The sequence below is a fragment of the Streptomyces sp. NPDC107498 genome (assembly GCF_055582805.1).
Window position 1 is genome coordinate 128,098 of sequence record NZ_JBVJPE010000005.1, and the last position, 15,488, is coordinate 143,585.

Annotated in this window: 19 protein-coding genes; 2 read left to right on the forward strand and 17 right to left on the reverse strand. The window is 73.3% G+C overall.

Annotation, left to right across the window (positions count from 1 at the left end):
* Nucleotides 1-24: 24 nt before the first annotated feature.
* The 4 genes from groL to ACZ66Z_RS10950 all read right to left on the reverse strand — a co-directional run bounded on the left by groL (nucleotide 25) and on the right by ACZ66Z_RS10950 (nucleotide 3,477).
* Nucleotides 25-1,647 carry a chaperonin GroEL gene (gene groL / locus ACZ66Z_RS10935; protein ID WP_469933671.1) on the reverse strand — a complete coding sequence of 541 codons (1,623 nt, stop codon included), beginning with the start codon at nucleotides 1,645-1,647 and terminating at the stop codon, nucleotides 25-27.
* Between the two features lie 119 nt (nucleotides 1,648-1,766).
* Complete coding sequence (groES, locus tag ACZ66Z_RS10940; RefSeq protein WP_017239619.1) at nucleotides 1,767-2,075, reverse strand: co-chaperone GroES; 309 nt, start codon at nucleotides 2,073-2,075, stop codon at nucleotides 1,767-1,769.
* A gap of 146 nt (nucleotides 2,076-2,221) precedes the next feature.
* A complete protein-coding gene (locus ACZ66Z_RS10945; protein ID WP_469933672.1) occupies nucleotides 2,222-2,569 on the reverse strand; it encodes a hypothetical protein in 348 nt (115 codons plus the stop codon).
* Nucleotides 2,566-3,477 (reverse strand): polysaccharide deacetylase family protein, encoded by a 912-nt coding sequence (locus tag ACZ66Z_RS10950; RefSeq protein ID WP_469933935.1) that lies wholly within the window; start codon nucleotides 3,475-3,477, stop codon nucleotides 2,566-2,568. Before ACZ66Z_RS10950 ends, ACZ66Z_RS10945 begins: the two co-directional genes overlap by 4 nt.
* A gap of 130 nt (nucleotides 3,478-3,607) precedes the next feature.
* Here ACZ66Z_RS10950 and ACZ66Z_RS10955 point away from each other — a divergent pair, with 130 nt between their 5' ends.
* Nucleotides 3,608-4,798, forward strand: a complete 1,191-nt coding sequence (locus ACZ66Z_RS10955) for a THUMP-like domain-containing protein (protein ID WP_469933673.1) — start codon at nucleotides 3,608-3,610, stop codon at nucleotides 4,796-4,798.
* On the opposite strand, the gene ACZ66Z_RS10960 is transcribed toward ACZ66Z_RS10955, so the two are convergent.
* From ACZ66Z_RS10960 to tsaB, 8 genes are all read right to left on the reverse strand, one after another.
* A complete protein-coding gene (locus ACZ66Z_RS10960) occupies nucleotides 4,737-5,210 on the reverse strand; it encodes a hypothetical protein (RefSeq protein WP_469933674.1) in 474 nt (157 codons plus the stop codon). The genes ACZ66Z_RS10955 and ACZ66Z_RS10960 overlap by 62 nt on opposite strands.
* 262 nt (nucleotides 5,211-5,472) lie before the next feature.
* Nucleotides 5,473-6,702, reverse strand: a complete 1,230-nt coding sequence (locus ACZ66Z_RS10965) for an RNA polymerase sigma factor (RefSeq protein WP_469933936.1) — start codon at nucleotides 6,700-6,702, stop codon at nucleotides 5,473-5,475.
* Nucleotides 6,703-6,766: 64 nt separating this feature from the next.
* Nucleotides 6,767-7,132 carry a YciI family protein gene (locus ACZ66Z_RS10970; protein ID WP_469933675.1) on the reverse strand — a complete coding sequence of 122 codons (366 nt, stop codon included), beginning with the start codon at nucleotides 7,130-7,132 and terminating at the stop codon, nucleotides 6,767-6,769.
* 143 nt (nucleotides 7,133-7,275) lie between these two features.
* On the reverse strand, nucleotides 7,276-8,124 hold the full coding sequence (locus tag ACZ66Z_RS10975; RefSeq protein WP_469933676.1) for a polysaccharide deacetylase family protein: 849 nt from the start codon (nucleotides 8,122-8,124) through the stop codon (nucleotides 7,276-7,278).
* Between the two features lie 46 nt (nucleotides 8,125-8,170).
* Nucleotides 8,171-8,440, reverse strand: a complete 270-nt coding sequence (locus tag ACZ66Z_RS10980; protein WP_469933677.1) for a hypothetical protein — start codon at nucleotides 8,438-8,440, stop codon at nucleotides 8,171-8,173.
* Complete coding sequence (gene tsaD / locus ACZ66Z_RS10985) at nucleotides 8,437-9,534, reverse strand: tRNA (adenosine(37)-N6)-threonylcarbamoyltransferase complex transferase subunit TsaD (protein WP_469933678.1); 1,098 nt, start codon at nucleotides 9,532-9,534, stop codon at nucleotides 8,437-8,439. The genes ACZ66Z_RS10980 and tsaD overlap by 4 nt, the downstream gene beginning before the upstream one ends.
* Complete coding sequence (gene rimI / locus ACZ66Z_RS10990) at nucleotides 9,534-9,998, reverse strand: ribosomal protein S18-alanine N-acetyltransferase (protein WP_469933937.1); 465 nt, start codon at nucleotides 9,996-9,998, stop codon at nucleotides 9,534-9,536. Before rimI ends, tsaD begins: the two co-directional genes overlap by 1 nt.
* A gap of 32 nt (nucleotides 9,999-10,030) precedes the next feature.
* A complete protein-coding gene (gene tsaB, locus ACZ66Z_RS10995) occupies nucleotides 10,031-10,687 on the reverse strand; it encodes a tRNA (adenosine(37)-N6)-threonylcarbamoyltransferase complex dimerization subunit type 1 TsaB (RefSeq protein ID WP_469933679.1) in 657 nt (218 codons plus the stop codon).
* Between the two features lie 120 nt (nucleotides 10,688-10,807).
* Here tsaB and ACZ66Z_RS11000 point away from each other — a divergent pair, with 120 nt between their 5' ends.
* Nucleotides 10,808-11,350, forward strand: coding sequence for a hypothetical protein (locus ACZ66Z_RS11000; protein WP_469933938.1), 543 nt, complete (start codon nucleotides 10,808-10,810; stop codon nucleotides 11,348-11,350).
* A 73-nt stretch (nucleotides 11,351-11,423) separates the two neighbouring features.
* Here ACZ66Z_RS11000 and ACZ66Z_RS11005 read toward each other — a convergent pair whose 3' ends face one another.
* The 5 genes from ACZ66Z_RS11005 to ACZ66Z_RS11025 form a co-directional block, all read right to left on the reverse strand.
* Nucleotides 11,424-11,582, reverse strand: a complete 159-nt coding sequence (locus ACZ66Z_RS11005; protein WP_469933680.1) for a hypothetical protein — start codon at nucleotides 11,580-11,582, stop codon at nucleotides 11,424-11,426.
* Between the two features lie 110 nt (nucleotides 11,583-11,692).
* Nucleotides 11,693-12,235 (reverse strand): tRNA (adenosine(37)-N6)-threonylcarbamoyltransferase complex ATPase subunit type 1 TsaE, encoded by a 543-nt coding sequence (gene tsaE, locus ACZ66Z_RS11010; protein ID WP_469933681.1) that lies wholly within the window; start codon nucleotides 12,233-12,235, stop codon nucleotides 11,693-11,695.
* A 10-nt stretch (nucleotides 12,236-12,245) separates the two neighbouring features.
* The gene (locus ACZ66Z_RS11015) at nucleotides 12,246-13,397 is read right to left on the reverse strand and encodes an alpha/beta fold hydrolase (RefSeq protein WP_469933682.1); all 1,152 of its coding nucleotides are present in this window, start codon (nucleotides 13,395-13,397) and stop codon (nucleotides 12,246-12,248) included.
* A 6-nt stretch (nucleotides 13,398-13,403) separates the two neighbouring features.
* The gene (gene alr, locus ACZ66Z_RS11020) at nucleotides 13,404-14,552 is read right to left on the reverse strand and encodes an alanine racemase (protein WP_469933683.1); all 1,149 of its coding nucleotides are present in this window, start codon (nucleotides 14,550-14,552) and stop codon (nucleotides 13,404-13,406) included.
* A gap of 20 nt (nucleotides 14,553-14,572) precedes the next feature.
* The gene (locus ACZ66Z_RS11025; RefSeq protein WP_469933684.1) at nucleotides 14,573-15,469 is read right to left on the reverse strand and encodes a L,D-transpeptidase; all 897 of its coding nucleotides are present in this window, start codon (nucleotides 15,467-15,469) and stop codon (nucleotides 14,573-14,575) included.
* Nucleotides 15,470-15,488 lie beyond the last annotated feature (19 nt).

Genomic DNA, 15,488 nt, shown 5'->3' on the forward strand with positions numbered 1-15,488 from the left:
GGCCTCGATCACGCGCTAAGGAGCTCAGTGCGAGTGGCCGTGACCGTGGCCGTGGTCCGCCGGCTCCTCTTCCTTCTTCTCCACCACGAGGGTCTCGGTGGTGAGGAGGAGGGAGGCGATCGAGGCGGCGTTCTCCAGGGCGGAGCGCGTCACCTTCACCGGGTCGATGACGCCGGCCTTGACCAGGTCGCCGTACTCGCCGGTGGCGGCGTTGAAGCCGTTGCCCTTCTCCAGCTCCGCCACCTTCGAGGTGATGACGTAGCCCTCGAGGCCGGCGTTCTCGGCGATCCAGCGCAGCGGCTCGACGGCGGCGCGGCGGACGACGGCGACACCGGTGGCCTCGTCGCCGGTCTTGTCGAGGTTGCCCTCGAGGACCTTGACGGCGTGGACGAGCGCGGAGCCACCACCGGAGACGATGCCCTCCTCGACCGCGGCGCGGGTCGCGGAGATGGCGTCCTCCAGACGGTGCTTCTTCTCCTTGAGCTCGACCTCGGTCGCGGCGCCGACCTTGATCACGCAGACGCCGCCGGCGAGCTTCGCGAGGCGCTCCTGCAGCTTCTCGCGGTCCCAGTCGGAGTCCGTGGACTCGATCTCGGCCTTGATCTGGTTGACGCGGCCCGCGACGTCCTCGGAGTTGCCGCCACCGTCGACGATGGTGGTGTCGTCCTTGGTGATCGTCACGCGGCGGGCGGTGCCCAGCACGTCGAGACCGGCCTGGTCGAGCTTGAGGCCGACCTCCTCGGCGATGACGGTGGCACCGGTGAGGGTGGCCATGTCGCCGAGCATCGCCTTGCGGCGGTCGCCGAAGCCGGGGGCCTTGACGGCCACGGCGTTGAAGGTGCCGCGGATCTTGTTGACGACGAGGGTGGAGAGGGCCTCGCCCTCGACGTCCTCGGCGATGATCAGGAGCGGCTTGCTGGCGCCGGCCTGGATGACCTTCTCCAGGATGGGCAGCAGGTCCTGGATCGAGGAGATCTTGCCCTGGTGGATCAGGATGTACGGGTCGTCGAGGACGGCCTCCATGCGCTCCTGGTCGGTCACCATGTACGGGGACAGGTAGCCCTTGTCGAAGGCCATGCCCTCGGTGAAGTCGAGCTCCAGGCCGAAGGTGTTGGACTCCTCGACGGTGATGACGCCGTCCTTGCCGACCTTGTCCATCGCCTCGGCGATGAGCTCGCCGACCTGCTGGTCCTGCGCGGAGAGCGCGGCGACGGCGGCGATGTCGGACTTGTCGTCGATCGGGCGCGCGGTGGCGAGGAGCTCCTCGGAGACGGCCTTGACGGCGGCGTCGATGCCCTTCTTCAGGGCGGCCGGGGAGGCGCCGGCGGCGACGTTGCGCAGACCCTCGCGGACCAGGGCCTGGGCGAGCACGGTGGCGGTGGTGGTGCCGTCACCCGCGATGTCGTTGGTCTTGGTCGCCACCTCCTTCACGAGCTGGGCGCCGAGGTTCTCGTACGGGTCCTCGATCTCGACCTCGCGGGCGATCGTGACACCGTCGTTGGTGATGGTGGGGGCGCCGAACTTCTTGTCGATGACGACGTTGCGGCCCTTGGGGCCGATCGTCACCTTCACCGTGTCGGCAAGCTTGTTGACGCCGCGCTCAAGGGCGCGACGGGCGTCCTCGTCGAACTTCAGGATCTTCGCCATGGGAGCGGTTCAGCCCTCTCGGATTCAGGTGGAACGAACCGCGCCCCGGGGCGCCTGGGAAAGGGGCCTCGGGGCGCAGCTCAAAGCATCTGCTTCAGGTACTTCGGTACTTCGGAGAATTACTTCTCGACGATCGCGAGCACGTCGCGAGCCGAGAGGACGAGGTACTCCTCGCCGTTGTACTTCACCTCGGTGCCGCCGTACTTGCTGTACAGCACGATGTCGCCGGTCTTGACGTCGAGCGGCAGACGCTCGCCGTTCTCGAAGCGGCCCGGGCCCACGGCCAGGACGACGCCCTCCTGGGGCTTCTCCTTGGCAGTGTCCGGAATGACCAGGCCAGAGGCGGTGGTCTGCTCGGCGTCGAGCGGCTGGACCACGATGCGGTCCTCGAGCGGCTTGATGGCAACCTTGGAGCTGGTGGTCGTCACGATCCGACCTCCCCCTTCGGAGATCTCACGGGGTTAACTGTCTGAGGTGGCGACCAGGTGGATCCGTCGTCGCGGGTGCCGGACCTGCCCGTCGCTGTGTTGGCACTCTCCGGTGGGGAGTGCCAGAGCCGAGACTATGACCGCGATTAGCACTCGGTCAAGCGGAGTGCCAATTCATCGCCCCGTGGCGTGACGACGGGCGGGCCCGCGGGCCCGAGGACGGGCCTGACGACGGGCGGCGCGGCGGGTGCGGCGGCGGGCGGGACCGCCCGGGGCGCCCGGGTCTCTTCGCAGCGCTTCGCGTCCACCGCCGCCCGCGCGCGCCGGACCGGCGAGGGGTGGGGGCCCACCCGTTCCGCCGCCTTCCGTCCGAGCCGCTCGATCGGGTCGACCGAGGAGGCGCAGGCCGGGAGGGCGAGGAGCGCGCCGGTCACGGCGAGGGCGGCGGCCCACCTCGCACCCGGCCCCCGGGTCGTGCGCGGCCCTCGGGTCATACGTAGTCCTCGAGCTTCGCCACCGCGTACCCCTTGGCCGTGATCACGTTCATCACACGGCGGATCATGTCCGGCATGGTGCCCTTCCAGTCCTCCTTGCCGCGGAAATGGGTGAGCACGATGTCGCCGGGGTGCAGGTCCCGGTCCCACTCGCGCCACTCCATGTGGTCGGGGAAGGCCTCGGCGGCCCAGAGCGGGACGGCCTTGACGCCGCAGCTCTTCGCGGCGCGCAGGGTGTCCTCGTTGTAGTTGCCGTACGGCGGGCGGAAGAGCGGGGGCCGCTTGCCGAACCGCTTCTCGATGACGTCCTGCATGTCGCAGATCTCGTGCTTCTGCTCGGCGTACGAGAGCGCGGGCAGGTAGCGGTGGTGGAGGGTGTGGTTGTGCAGGGAGACGCCGGACTCCTGCGACTTCTGCATCTTCGCGAAGTAGCCGTAGTCGTCCTTGACGACGTAGTCGCTGAGGAAGGCGCTGTAGGGGATCCGCAGCTCCTTCATCATCGCGAGCAGCCGGGGGTCCTTCTCCGCGCCGTCGTCGATCGTCAGGAAGACGACCTTCTGCTTGGTCGGCACGGTGGTGAAGACGGGCGGCAGGCCCTCCCCGTCCGTCTCGAAGCCCTTGCGGGTGGTGATCCTCGGTTTGACGGCGGGTGGGGCGGGGGCTTCGAGCGGGGGCTTGGCGAGGCCCCACTTCCTGGCGGCGAGCACGCGGGCGGCCCGCTGCGCGCGGACCCTCTCGACGTACGCGTCGAGGGCTCCGGCGGCCGGGGCCTGCTGTCCGGCGGCGGGTGCGGGTGCGCCGCGCTCGGGTGCGGCGCCGCCGGAGCAGGCCGTGGCGGCGGAGGCGAGGGCGGTCGCGGCGAGCGCCGCCCCGAGCGTCCGACGGGAGCGATGCGCACCTTTTGCCATCATCTGGTCCTTTTGTCGTACGAGCTGCATGGCGCCGCATCCTGTCAGCGCGGGAGCCCCTTCCGGGCCGCGACACCGCCGTACCGCGCCCGCCGTCCCCCGGCCGGCCCACACCCGCCCAGGGGCCAGAATGGGACGGGTGACCGACCTCGCCTCCTTCGCCGCCCTGCTCGCCCCCGAGGGGCAGGCGCTCCTCGCCGCCCTGCGCGACTACGACCCCGCCCAGGAGCTGGCGGTCGCCTCCCGGCTGCGCCGCGACCACCCCGCCGAGCTCGTCACCGCGGCCCTCGGCCAGGCGCGGCTGCGGCAGCGGGCGGTGGCGAAGTTCGGCGCCGAGGACGCGTACCGGATGTACTTCACGCCCCACGGCGTCGAGCAGTCGACCCGCGCCTCGGTCGGCACGTACCGGGCGGCCCGGCTGAAGGCGCTCGGCGTCGGCAGCGTCGCGGACCTCTGCTCCGGGATCGGCGGCGACGCGATCGCGCTGGCCCGCGCCGGGATCTCCGTCCTCGCCGTCGACCGGGACCCGCTGACCGCCGAGGCGGTGAGGGCCAACGCCGAGGCGCTCGGCCTGTCCGACCTGATCGAGGTGCGGTGCGCGGACGTGACCGGGATCGACACGAGCCCGTACGACGCGGTCTTCGTCGACCCGGCGCGGCGCGGTGGCCGGGGCAGGATCTTCGACCCCGAGGCGTACTCCCCGCCGCTCTCCTGGGCGACCGGCGCGGCCCGCCGGGCGCCGCACGCCGCGCTGAAGGTGGCGCCGGGCATCCCGCACGAGGCGGTCCCCGAGGAGGCCGAGGCGGAGTGGATCTCGGACGGCGGGGACGTGAAGGAGGCCGTGCTCTGGTTCGGCACGGAGCCGGGCGCGCGCCGGGCCACTCTGCTGCCCTCCGGCGCCGGACTCGTCGGCCGGGGGCTGCCCGATCCGGCGGTCCGCCCGGTCGGCCGCTATCTGTACGAGCCGGACGGCGCCGTGATCCGCGCGCACCTCGTCGCCGAGGTGGCCGGGGAGGTGGACGGCGGTCTGATCGACGAGACGATCGCGTACGTGACGGCGGACGCGCTCGTCGCCACGCCGTACGCCGCCGCGTACGAGATCACCGACGAACTCCCCTTCAACCTGAAGAAGTTGAAGGCTCTGCTGCGGGAGCGCGAGGTCGGCACCCTCACCGTGAAGAAGCGCGGCTCGGCGGTCGAACCCGAGGAGATCCGCCGCAAGGTGAAGCCGAAGGGCCCCAACGCGGCGACGGTCCTGCTCACTCGGGTCGCGGGAGCCCCGACGATGCTGATCGGTCGGCCGGCGGGCGGGGGCCGGTGAGCCGCACCGCGAAGCGGTAGTGGCCGACGGCCTTCGCCAGGCCGGTCAGCCCCGTGACCCAGAGGAGCAGGGCGACGCCCATGCCGTACGCGACCACGCCGTAACCGTCCTCCCGGTCGGCGCGCGCCGGGACCGCGAAGCCCAGCCAGAGGCCGGCCCCGCACATCACGAAGGACAGCAGCAGCCAGCAGACGCTGAGGACGGGGGCGCGCAGCCGGGCGTCCGTCGGACCGTGGCGGTCGAGGGCCGCCCACAGGACGAGGCGCTCACGGACGGTCCGGTCGCGCCGCAGGCTGCGGACGGTCAGCCACACGGCCGGGACGAGGATCCCGATGCCGGGGACCGCCGCGAAGAGCCCGAACATCGTCGTCATCGGGTCGGGGAGCGGCGCGCCGATCGCGACGAGCAGCACGCCGATCAGCGACCAGCCCAGTTCGAGCAGGAGGAACCAGAGCAGGAACAGCGCGAGTCGCCCGCCGCCGAGCAGCCGCCTGCCGAGTTCGTCGAGCGCCAGCGCCCGGTCGGCGAGCCGTGCCTCCCGGTCGGGCCAGCTCTGGAGTTCGGCGGGCGGAGGCGGGGGGAGGAAGCGGGGCGCGCGGGGACATGCCCAGCACCCTAGGGGGTGTCCTGCCGGGACGGCCGGACGCCCCCGGTGTCTCCTCCGCGGGCTCCCGTCACCGCGCCCGGCTCCCCTGCGCCCCGTCCGACTTCCGGGCCCGCCCGAGCAGCAGTTCCCGTTCGCTCTCGTTCCGGGTGAGGGTGGCCGCGCGCACGAACTCCGCGCGGGCCTCCTCCGTCCGCCCGAGGCGGGCGAGCAGGTCGCCGCGGACGCTCGGGAGCAAGTGGTAGCGGGCGAGGGACGGTTCGGCGGCGAGGGCGTCGACGAGGGCGAGGGCCGCGGCGGGACCCTCGGTCATCGAGACGGCGACCGCGCGGTTCAGTTCGACCACCGGGGAGGGCGCGAGGGTGCCGAGCCGTCCGTAGAGCGCGGCGATGGTCGCCCAGTCCGTCTCCTCGTACGAGGCGGCCCGCGCGTGGCAGGCGGCGATCGCGGCCTGGAGGGCGTACGGCCCGTAGGAGCGGCCGTCCCCGGCACGGGCGAGGGCGGCGTACCCGCGGCGCACGAGCAGCCGGTTCCAGCGGCTGCGGTTCTGGTCGGCGAGGAGCACCGGCCGCCCGTCGGGGCCGGTGCGGGCGGCGGTGCGGGAGGCCTGGAGTTCGAGGAGCGCGCAGAGGCCGTGCGCCTCGCTCTCCCCCGGCATCAGGGCGGACAGGCCCCGGGCGAGCCGCAACGCGTCCTCGCACAGGCCGGGGCGGAGCAGGTCGTCGCCGGCGGTCGCCGCGTACCCCTCGTTGAAGATCAGGTAGACGACCTCCAGGACGGAGCCGAGCCGGGCCGCCCGCTCCCGCCCGTACGGCACCTCGAACTCCACGCCCGCCTTCGCGAGCGTCCGCTTGGCGCGGGTGATCCGCGCCGCGACCGTCGCCTCCGGCACCAGGAACGCGCGGGCGATCTCGTCCGTCCGCAGCCCGCCGACGAGCCGCAGGGTGAGCGCCGCGCGGGCGTCCGCGGAGAGCACCGGGTGGCAGGTGGTGAAGACGAGCCGGAGGACGTCGTCGTCGATGTCGCCCGGGCCGGACGGCTCCGGGTCGTACGACACCTCGCCGAGGTCGAGCGTCCGGCCCACCTCGGCGAGCTTCCGGGCGTATGTCTCGCGGCGCCGCACGAGGTCGACGGCGCGGTGCTTCGCGGCGGTCGTCAGCCAGGCCCCCGGGTTGTCCGGGACGCCCGACCGCGGCCACTGCTCCAGGGCGGAGACGAGCGCGTCCTGCGCGAGCTCCTCGGCGATGCCGACGTCCCGGACGATCCGCGCCACCGTGGCGATGATCCGCGCCGACTCCATCCGGAAGACCGTCTCCAGCGTGCTCTCCACCACCGTCACGTCTCACATGACAGCACGGCCCGGGTCAGCCTTCCGGCATCTCCTCGACCTCGCGGACCTCCAGACCGACCTTCCAGTGCGTCGGGTGGACGGCCAGGAACCGCTTCCCCCACTCGACGGCCTCGGCCATGTCCTTGCACTGGAGCATCGCGTAGCCGCCGACGACCTCCTTGGTCTCGGTGAACGGGCCGTCGGTGAACGACAGCGCCCCGTCCGACCAGGTGATCCGGGTGGCCTCGGCGGTCGGCTTGAGACCGGCCGTGTCCACCATGGCGCCGGCCTTGGTGATCTCCTCGAAGAGGGCGCCCATGCGCTGCTCGAAGCCGGGGTCGGCGCTCTCCATGTCGATGGTGTTCTCCTCGATGCGGACGAGGGACAGGAAGCGGGGCATGACGACTCCTCGGGGTGCGGTGGGCGGGGCCGTTCCCCGCCGTCCACACATACGTCGAACGGGGTCCGTCCGCATCGACACCGCGCCCGGAGAATTTCCGGGGGGGGTGTCCTGCCGGCCGGGCCGGGCCGGCAGGACGCCCCCTAGACGTAGTCCTCCAGGCGCGCCACCGTGAAGCCCTGCTCCTGGATCTTCCGCAGCAGCGTCGCCGTCATCTCGGTCATCGTCCGGCCCTTGAGCTCGGACGGGCCCCGGAAGTGGGCCAGGACGATGTCGCCGGGGCGCAGCTTCCGGTCGCCGCGCTGGTACTGCATGTTCTTGATCTGCATGGACTCGCGCCACAGCACGATCGCGTCGAGCCCGCACTCCCCCGCCGCCGCGCGCGTGGCCTCGTTCCAGTTGCCGTACGGCGGCCGGAAGAGCCGCGGGGTGGTGCCGTACCGCTGCTTCAGCTTCGTCTGCTGGCCGCAGATCTCCCGGCGCTGGGCCTCCGGGGAGAGGGTGCGCAGGTCGGGGTGGGTGAGGGTGTGGTTGGCGAGGCCGTGGCCCTGGGCGAGGAGCGGCTCGAAGTACCGGTAGTCGGCGCGTACGGCGGCGTCCGTGAGGAACATCGTGAAGGGGACGTCGAGGTCCTTCATCATCCGGACGAACTCGGGGTCCTTCTCGGCCCCGTCGTCGATCGTGAGGAAGACGATCTTCTCGTGGGTGGGTATCTCGCTGATGACGGGCACCGGTCCGCCGGCCGCGCGGACCACGGGCTTGACCGCGGGCGGGGCGGGCGGGGCGGCGAGGGGCTTCAGGCCCCATCTCCGGTACGCGGCGGCAGCGGCGGCTCCCGGGGCTTCGGGCGCCTTGCGCCCGGCCTCCCTGGTGGGCGGGGTGGCCGGGGAAGCCGTCGGGGCGGCGGCCGCGGAGGGCTCCTCCACCGTGCAGCCGGTCACCAGGAGGGCGACGGTGGTCAGGGCCGCCCACAGCGCGATCGTCTTCTTCACGCGCTGTGGGATGCCCCAGGGAGTCGAAAGGTTGCCCGGTCCCCGCTTATTCGACCGATTCTTGTTCGACCGATTCGAAGCGCCAGCGGTGGACCGGACGGGAGATCAGCTCCGCGTCCGGCTCCGGCAGCTCGGGCAGTTCGGCGTCGAAGGCCTCCGCCTCCCACCAGGTGAGGACGAGGACCCGGTCCTGCGGGGCCCGGAAGACCTCCCGGCGGACCGGCTCACGGACGAGGACCCGGGACCGCGCCCACTCCAGGAGCTCGGCGCCCCGGCCCTGGGCGGCCCTGGCCTCCCACATGAGCGCGAGCCTCACGAGTACAGGTTCTCCTTGCTGACCTCGTGCACGTGGTCGTGGCCGTGCGCCCCCGGGACGTGCGGGTCCGTCACCGGCAGGGACGAGTCCGCCGACAGCTCCAGGTCGGAGGCCGCCCTGCCCCGGGCGACCATCTCGGAGCCGAGGGCCGCGACCATCGCGCCGTTGTCGGTGCACAGGCCCGGCCGGGGCACCCGCAGCCGGATCCCGGCGCGCTCGCAGCGCTCCTCGGCGAGGGCCCGCAGCCGCGAGTTGGCGGCGACGCCGCCGCCGATCATCAGGTGGTCGACGCCCTCGTCCTTGCAGGCCCGGACGGCCTTGCGGGTGAGCACGTCGACGACCGCCTCCTGGAAGGACGCGGCGACGTCCCGTACGGGCACGTCCTCGCCGGCCGCCCGCTTGGCCTCGATCCAGCGGGCCACGGCGGTCTTGAGGCCGGAGAAGGAGAAGTCGTAGGCGGGGTCGCGGGAGCCGCTGAGGCCGCGCGGGAAGGCGATCGCCGCGGGGTCGCCCTCCTTGGCGAGCCGGTCGATGACCGGTCCGCCGGGGAAGCCGAGGTCGAGGACCCGGGCGATCTTGTCGAAGGCCTCGCCGGCCGCGTCGTCGATGGTGGCGCCCATCGGCCGCACGTCGGAGGTGATGTCGGTGGAGAGCAGCAGCGAGGAGTGTCCGCCGGAGACCAGCAGGGCCATCGTCGGCTCGGGCAGCTTGCCGTGCTCCAGCTGGTCGACGCAGATGTGCGAGGCCAGGTGGTTGACGCCGTAGAGCGGCTTGCCCAGGGCGTAGGCGTACGCCTTGGCGGCGGAGACGCCGACGAGCAGGGCGCCCGCGAGGCCGGGGCCGGCGGTGACGGCGATGCCGTCGAGGTCCTTCGCGGAGACCCCGGCCGTCCTCAGGGCGCGCTCGATCGTCGGGACCATGGCCTCCAGGTGGGCGCGGGAGGCGATCTCGGGCACGACGCCGCCGAAGCGGGCGTGGGTGTCGACGCTGGAGGCGACGGCGTCGGCGAGGAGCGTGGTCCCGTGGACGATGCCGACGCCGGTCTCGTCGCAGGAGGTCTCGATGCCGAGTACCAGCGGTTCGTCAGCAGCCATCAGATCTCAGTCCCAGTTCCTTGAACGATCAGTCGCATCACGAGCGCGTCGACGTTGCCCGGCTGGTAGTAGCCGCGCCGAAAACCGATGGGCTCGAAGCCGAAGCGCTCGTAGAGCTTCTGGGCCCGGGTGTTGTCCACGCGCACTTCGAGGAGGACCTCCTCGCACTCGAAGGCGGTGGCCTCCTTCAGCAGGTCGGTGAGGAGCCGGGCGCCGAGGCCCGTGCCCCACTGGTCGCGGGAGACGGCGATCGTCTGCACGTCGCCGAGTCCGCCGGCGGCGGCGAGCCCGGCGTACCCGACGAGACGGCCGTCGGACGGGTCCTCCGCGACGACGTAGCGGCGGGTGGCCCGCGGTCCCCTGGCGTGCGCGAGCTCCGACCAGAACATCCCCTCGGACCAGGCGTCCTCGGGGAACAGCTCGGCTTCGAGCGCGAGCACGGGCCCGATGTCCCACCACCGCATCTCGCGCAGCACGGCCCCGGTCACGGCGGCGCTCACTTGGGGGTGACCACCTTGTAGTTCTTCGGCACCTGCGCGTCGGGGCGCCGCAGGTACATCGGCAGCGGGTCGAGGAAGCCGTCGCCGCCCGCGGCCAGCCTCTCGGCGGCGAGCCCGGCGAGCGCGGCGGCCGACTGGTGCTCGGGGTCGCGGGCGTCGGGGAACGCCTCGGGGTAGAGGCGGGCGCCCGCGCCGACGACGGGGAGCCCGGCGAGCTGCCCCGCGATGTCGGCGGGCCGGTCGACGGCCGCGTCGCCCACGCGGGTGCGGGAGTCCTCGTACCGCGCCCAGTAGACCTCCTTGCGGCGCGCGTCCGTCGCGACGGCGAAGGGCCCGTCGATCCCGGAGGCGTACGCGAGGCCGTCGAGGGTGCACAGGCCGTGCACCGGCACGCCGAGCGCCGACGAGAAGGCCGCGGCCGTGACGAGGCCGACGCGGAGGCCGGTGTACGGGCCGGGGCCGACGCCGACGACGATCCCGGTGACCGCGTCGAGTTTCAGCCCGGCCTCCTTCAGGACCCGGTCGACGGCGGGCAGCAGCAGCTCCCCGTGGCGGCGGGCGTCGACCTGACTCGACGAGGCGACGACGGCCTCGCCGTCGTGGAGGGCGACGGTGACGGCGGGGGTGGCGGTATCCATGGCGAGCAACAGCACGCGAACAGCCTACGGCTCCCGGGCATGCTGCCCCGAACCTCGGGGCAGCGGCTGCTACCGTCACCCTTCGATACGTACGTACGAGAGGTGGGCACGGTGGCAAGGAGCAGCTCGGGATTCGTGGCCGGGCTCACCGCGGCGGCCGTCGTCGCGGTCGGCGTCCTCGCCTACCAGGCCTCGGCGAACGCACCGGCCGACCTGTCGACGAAGCCGCGGACCTCGGGCACGGCCGCCCCCTCCGCCTCGCCGAGCGGCGGCCCGAAGCAGCCGGCCAAGGACCCCCTCGCCGTCCCCGTGGGCTCGGGCAGCGGCGAGCGGGTGGTGTACTCGCTCGCCGACCGCCGGGTGTGGCTCGTGGACGGGGCGGGCCGGGCGACCCGTACGTTCACGGTGTGGCCGAGCACGGTCGACCCGGTCCCCGGCTCGTACGCGGTGAGCTCGCGCTCGGGCTCGGTGCGCGGCTCCGACGGGGTGCAGATCGAGCACGTGGTGCGGTTCGCGACGGCCCAGGACGTGGCGATCGGCTTCAGCGCGGCGGTCGACGGCTCGACGCCGTCCCCGGACCCGGCCCGGAAGACCGGCGGCATCCGGATGAAGCGGGCCGACGGCGACGCGATGTGGACGTTCGCGGTGATCGGCGCGAAGGTCGTCGTCGTCGCCTGACCCCCGGGACGGCCCGGACGGCCTCCGGTTCCGACGACGTTCCGGTCCGGGCGGCCCTGGTCCCGGCGACGGTCTAGGCGGCCTCGTCCCGCACGGCGGAGGCGTCCTCCTCCCCCTGCCCCGGCGGCTCCGGCGGCGGGGTCGAGAGGGTCCGGGCGGCCGCGCAGGACGCGAGCAGCTCACTCATCGGGACGTGGTCCCGGGCGGGTTCCGCGCGTTCGGGCGTCGCCATGCATGCCTCCCGTAGGTTAGGTACACCTAACCAGCTCGTGCCTCCATGTGACCACGGCTCGTGGGACCCACGCAACATTTTCCCGACAGGTTGTCGGAACCTACGTGCGTTCAGACCAGTGCGAGGTCCTCCTCGGCCCAGCGCCCGCCGATCCCGCGCAGCACGACCGTGCGCCGGTCGTCGTCGGTGTCGCCGGTCACCCGGTGGATGAGGAGGTGCAGCCGGTCGTCGGTCAGCTCCTCGACCTTGCCGTCGCCCCACTCGACGACGACCACGGACTCGGGCAGCGAGACGTCCAGGTCCAGGTCCTCCATCTCGTCGAGGCCGCCGCCGAGGCGGTACGCGTCGACGTGGACCAGCGCCGGGCCGCCGGCCAGGGACGGGTGGACGCGGGCGATGACGAAGGTCGGGGAGGTGACGGCGCCCCGCACGCCGAGCCCCTCGCCGAGGCCACGGGTCAGGGTCGTCTTCCCGGCGCCGAGCTCGCCGGTGAGCATGACGAGGTCGCCGGGGCGGAGGATCTTCGCGAGCCGGCGGCCGAGCTCCTGCATCTGCTGCGGGGACTCGACGGAAAGGGTGGTCTCGGAGACGGGCTGCGAAGTCTCGGAGACGGACGGGTCGGCGCCGGGAACGGGCGGGTGCGCTGCTTCCATGACGGCAAATCTAGCTCGTGGGGAAGGACTCCCCGGCCGGGACGGCCCCGGCCCGCACCAGCAGGTCGGCGAGCCGGTCGGTGACCGCCTCGGGGTGCTCCAGCATCACCAGGTGGCCCGCGTCCGGGACGATGACCAGCTCCGCGTCCGGCAGCAGGGCGGCGATGGCCTCGGTGTGCGAGCTGGGGGTGACCAGGTCGTTGTCCCCGGCGAGCGCGAGCACCGGCAGCTCGCCGAAGACGGCGAGGGCGGCGGCCTTGTCGTGCTCGGCGAAGGCCGGGTAGAAGGCGGCGACCACGTCGATCGGGGTCGACTCGATCATCCGCTCCGCGAAGCGGGCGACCGCCGGGTCCACGTCCTTCGACGCGAACGAGTACTTCTTGATCAGCCCCGCGAAGAGGTCGGCGGTCGCCCGGCGCCCGCGCTCGACCAGCTCCGCCTGGGAGCCGAGGGCCCTCAGGACGCCCGGCAGGACCCGCCGGACGGCGTTGACGCCGGCGATCGGCAGCCCGTACGACACCTCCGCCAGCTTCCCCGCCGAGGTGCCGACGAGGGCGACGCCGACGACCCGGTCGCGGATCAGCTCCGGGTACTGCTCGGCGAGCGCCATCACCGTCATGCCGCCCATGGAGTGCCCGACGAGGACGAGCGGCCCCTCGGGCGCGGCGACGTCGAGGACGGTCTTGAGGTCGCGCCCGAGCCGGTCGATGGAGACGGGCGCCCCGTCGGTCCCGGCCCCGGAGCGGCCGTGGCTGCGCTGGTCCCAGTGGACGGTGCGGACGAGCCCGCGCAGGGCGGCCCGCTGGAAGTGCCAGGAGTCCTGGTTGAGGCAGTAGCCGTGACTGAAGACGACGGTGACGGGGGCGGGTTCCCGGCGCCCGAAGAGCCTCCGCCGACGGGCCGGCGGGGCGTCCGGCTCGACCTCGTCCACCTCGTAGTGGAGGACGGTCCCGTCGTCGGTGAGCGCTCGGCCGGGCGTGCCGCGCAGCCCGCCGTACGGGCCGGTGGCGTCCAGGGCGAGCCGTGCCTTCTGCCGTACGGAACGGCCGACGGTGAGCCGCTCGACGGCGACCCCGGCGGCCGCTCCGGCGGCGAGGACGCCTATCGCGGCACCGGCGAACCCCCCGGCACGCCTCCAACTGCTCCCGCTCGACTCCGCCATGGCGGGCTACTCCCCCAGGTAGACCCGCGGGACGCGCGCCCCGATCCGGGTGACGATCTCGTAGGCGATGGTGTCGGCGGCCGCCGCCCAGTCCTCGGCGGTCGGCTCGCCCCGGTCGCCGGGGCCGAAGAGGACCGCCTCGGTGCCGGGCTCGGGGGTGTCCCCGCCGAGGTCGACCACGAACTGGTCCATGGCCACCCGCCCGGCCACCGTGCGCAGCCGGTCGCCGACCAGGACCGGGCCGCGCCCGGAGGCGTGCCGGGGCACCCCGTCGGCATAGCCCAGCGGGACCAGCCCCAGGGTGGTGGCCTCCTCGGTGACGTAGTGGTGGCCGTAGCTCACCCCGTGCCCGGCGGGCACCTGCTTGACCAGCGCCACGCCCGCCTTGAGCGACATCACGGGCCGCAGGCCCAGCTCGGCGGAGGTGCCGAGCTGGGGGCTGGGCGAGAGGCCGTACATCGCGATGCCCGGCCGGACCAGGTCGAAGTGGGCCCCGGGCAGGGTCAGGGTGGCCGGGGAGTTCGCGATGTGCCGGACCTCGGGCCGCACGCCCGCCTGCTCGGCGTGCTCCAGCATCGAGCCGAAGAGGGCGAGCTGGGCGGCGATGGAGGGGTGGTGCGGCTCGTCGGCGCAGGCGAGGTGCGACCACAGGCCGGTCACCTTGACCAGCCCGTCGGCCTCGGCCTTCAGCGCGGCGGCGACCAGCTCGGGCCAGTCGGCGGGCTGGCAGCCGTTGCGGCCCAGGCCGGTGTCGGCCTTGAGCTGGATCCGGGCGGCCGCGCCGACCGCCCTGGCCGCCTCGGTGACCTCCCGCAGGGCCCACATCCCGCTGACGGACATGTCCAGCCCGGCCTCGATGCCCCGGTCCCAGGGGTCGCCGGGGGTCCACAGCCAGCACAGCACGGGCACGTGGGTGATCCCGGCGGCGCGCAGCGCGAGCGCCTCGTGCGGGGTGGCCGTGCCCAGCCAGTCCGCGCCGGCCTCCAGGGCGGCGCGGGCGCAGCGCAGCGCGCCGTGTCCGTACGCGTCGGCCTTGACCACGGCCATGAGCCGGACGTGGGGGGCGACACGGGCGCGCAGCGTGCGGACGTTCGCACGCAGCGCACCGAGGTCGATCTCGGCGCGAGCCCTGGGGGGCGGAGGTGTCTCAGTCATCGCGCCCAGTCTCTCAGGTGTCAGCTCCCGGGCCGCTTTCCCCAGATGTAGACCCGGTCACCCTTGCGGAGGACGTCCCAGAGCCTGCGCGCGTCGCCGTGGCTCAGATTGACGCAGCCACGGCTGCCACCGGGCGTGGCGAGCTGCCCGTAGACGGCGTGGAAGGCCTGGCCCCCGCTGAAGAACTGGGCGTACGGCATGGGGGTGTCGTAGAGGGACGACCAGTGGTCCTTGTGGCGCCAGTAGACGGTGTGCCAGCCGGTGCGGGTGGCGTAACCGGGCCGTCCGGTCCGTACGTTGACGACCGGGTACGTCACCTTCTTCCCCTTTCGCACCCACATGAGCTGGCGGTCGAGGTCGACGCAGGCGACGGCGTACGTCTTCACCGGGCAGCGCCGGCCCGGGTCGAGGTTCTTCCGGGCGGCGAGCAGTTCGGCGCGGGCCCAGGTGACGGGCCCGGCGTAGCCGACGGCCGGCTTGATCTTCTCCTTGACCTGGAAGGCGCGGATCGCCCGGCAGTCGGCGGTGGACTGCTTCCCGTCGACCCGCAGTCCGAGCAGCCGCTCGACCTGCCGCTGGTAGGCGCTCGCCTTCGCGGTGCAGGCGGCGCCGACGGACCCGACGGCGCTGCGCGGCAGGTACTCGACCAGCTCGTCGACCTCCTCCTCGGGCTCGGGCACGGCCACGTCCTCCTCCGTCCGCAGGGGCGGCAGGACCTGATCGGGCGTGTCCATCGGGTACTCGACCCGCCCGCCCCCGACGACCCCGGGCACGAGCGGATCGGGATCGCCGCCGGGAGGGGCGGCGGGGGAAGCGGCTCCGGGGACGGACGGGGCGGCGAGGGCGACGGGGCCCAGCGCGAGCGAGGCGGCGAGGACGAGCAACACGGGCGCGGTACGAGTTCTCCAACTGGTCACCCCACCCACCCAATCCGCC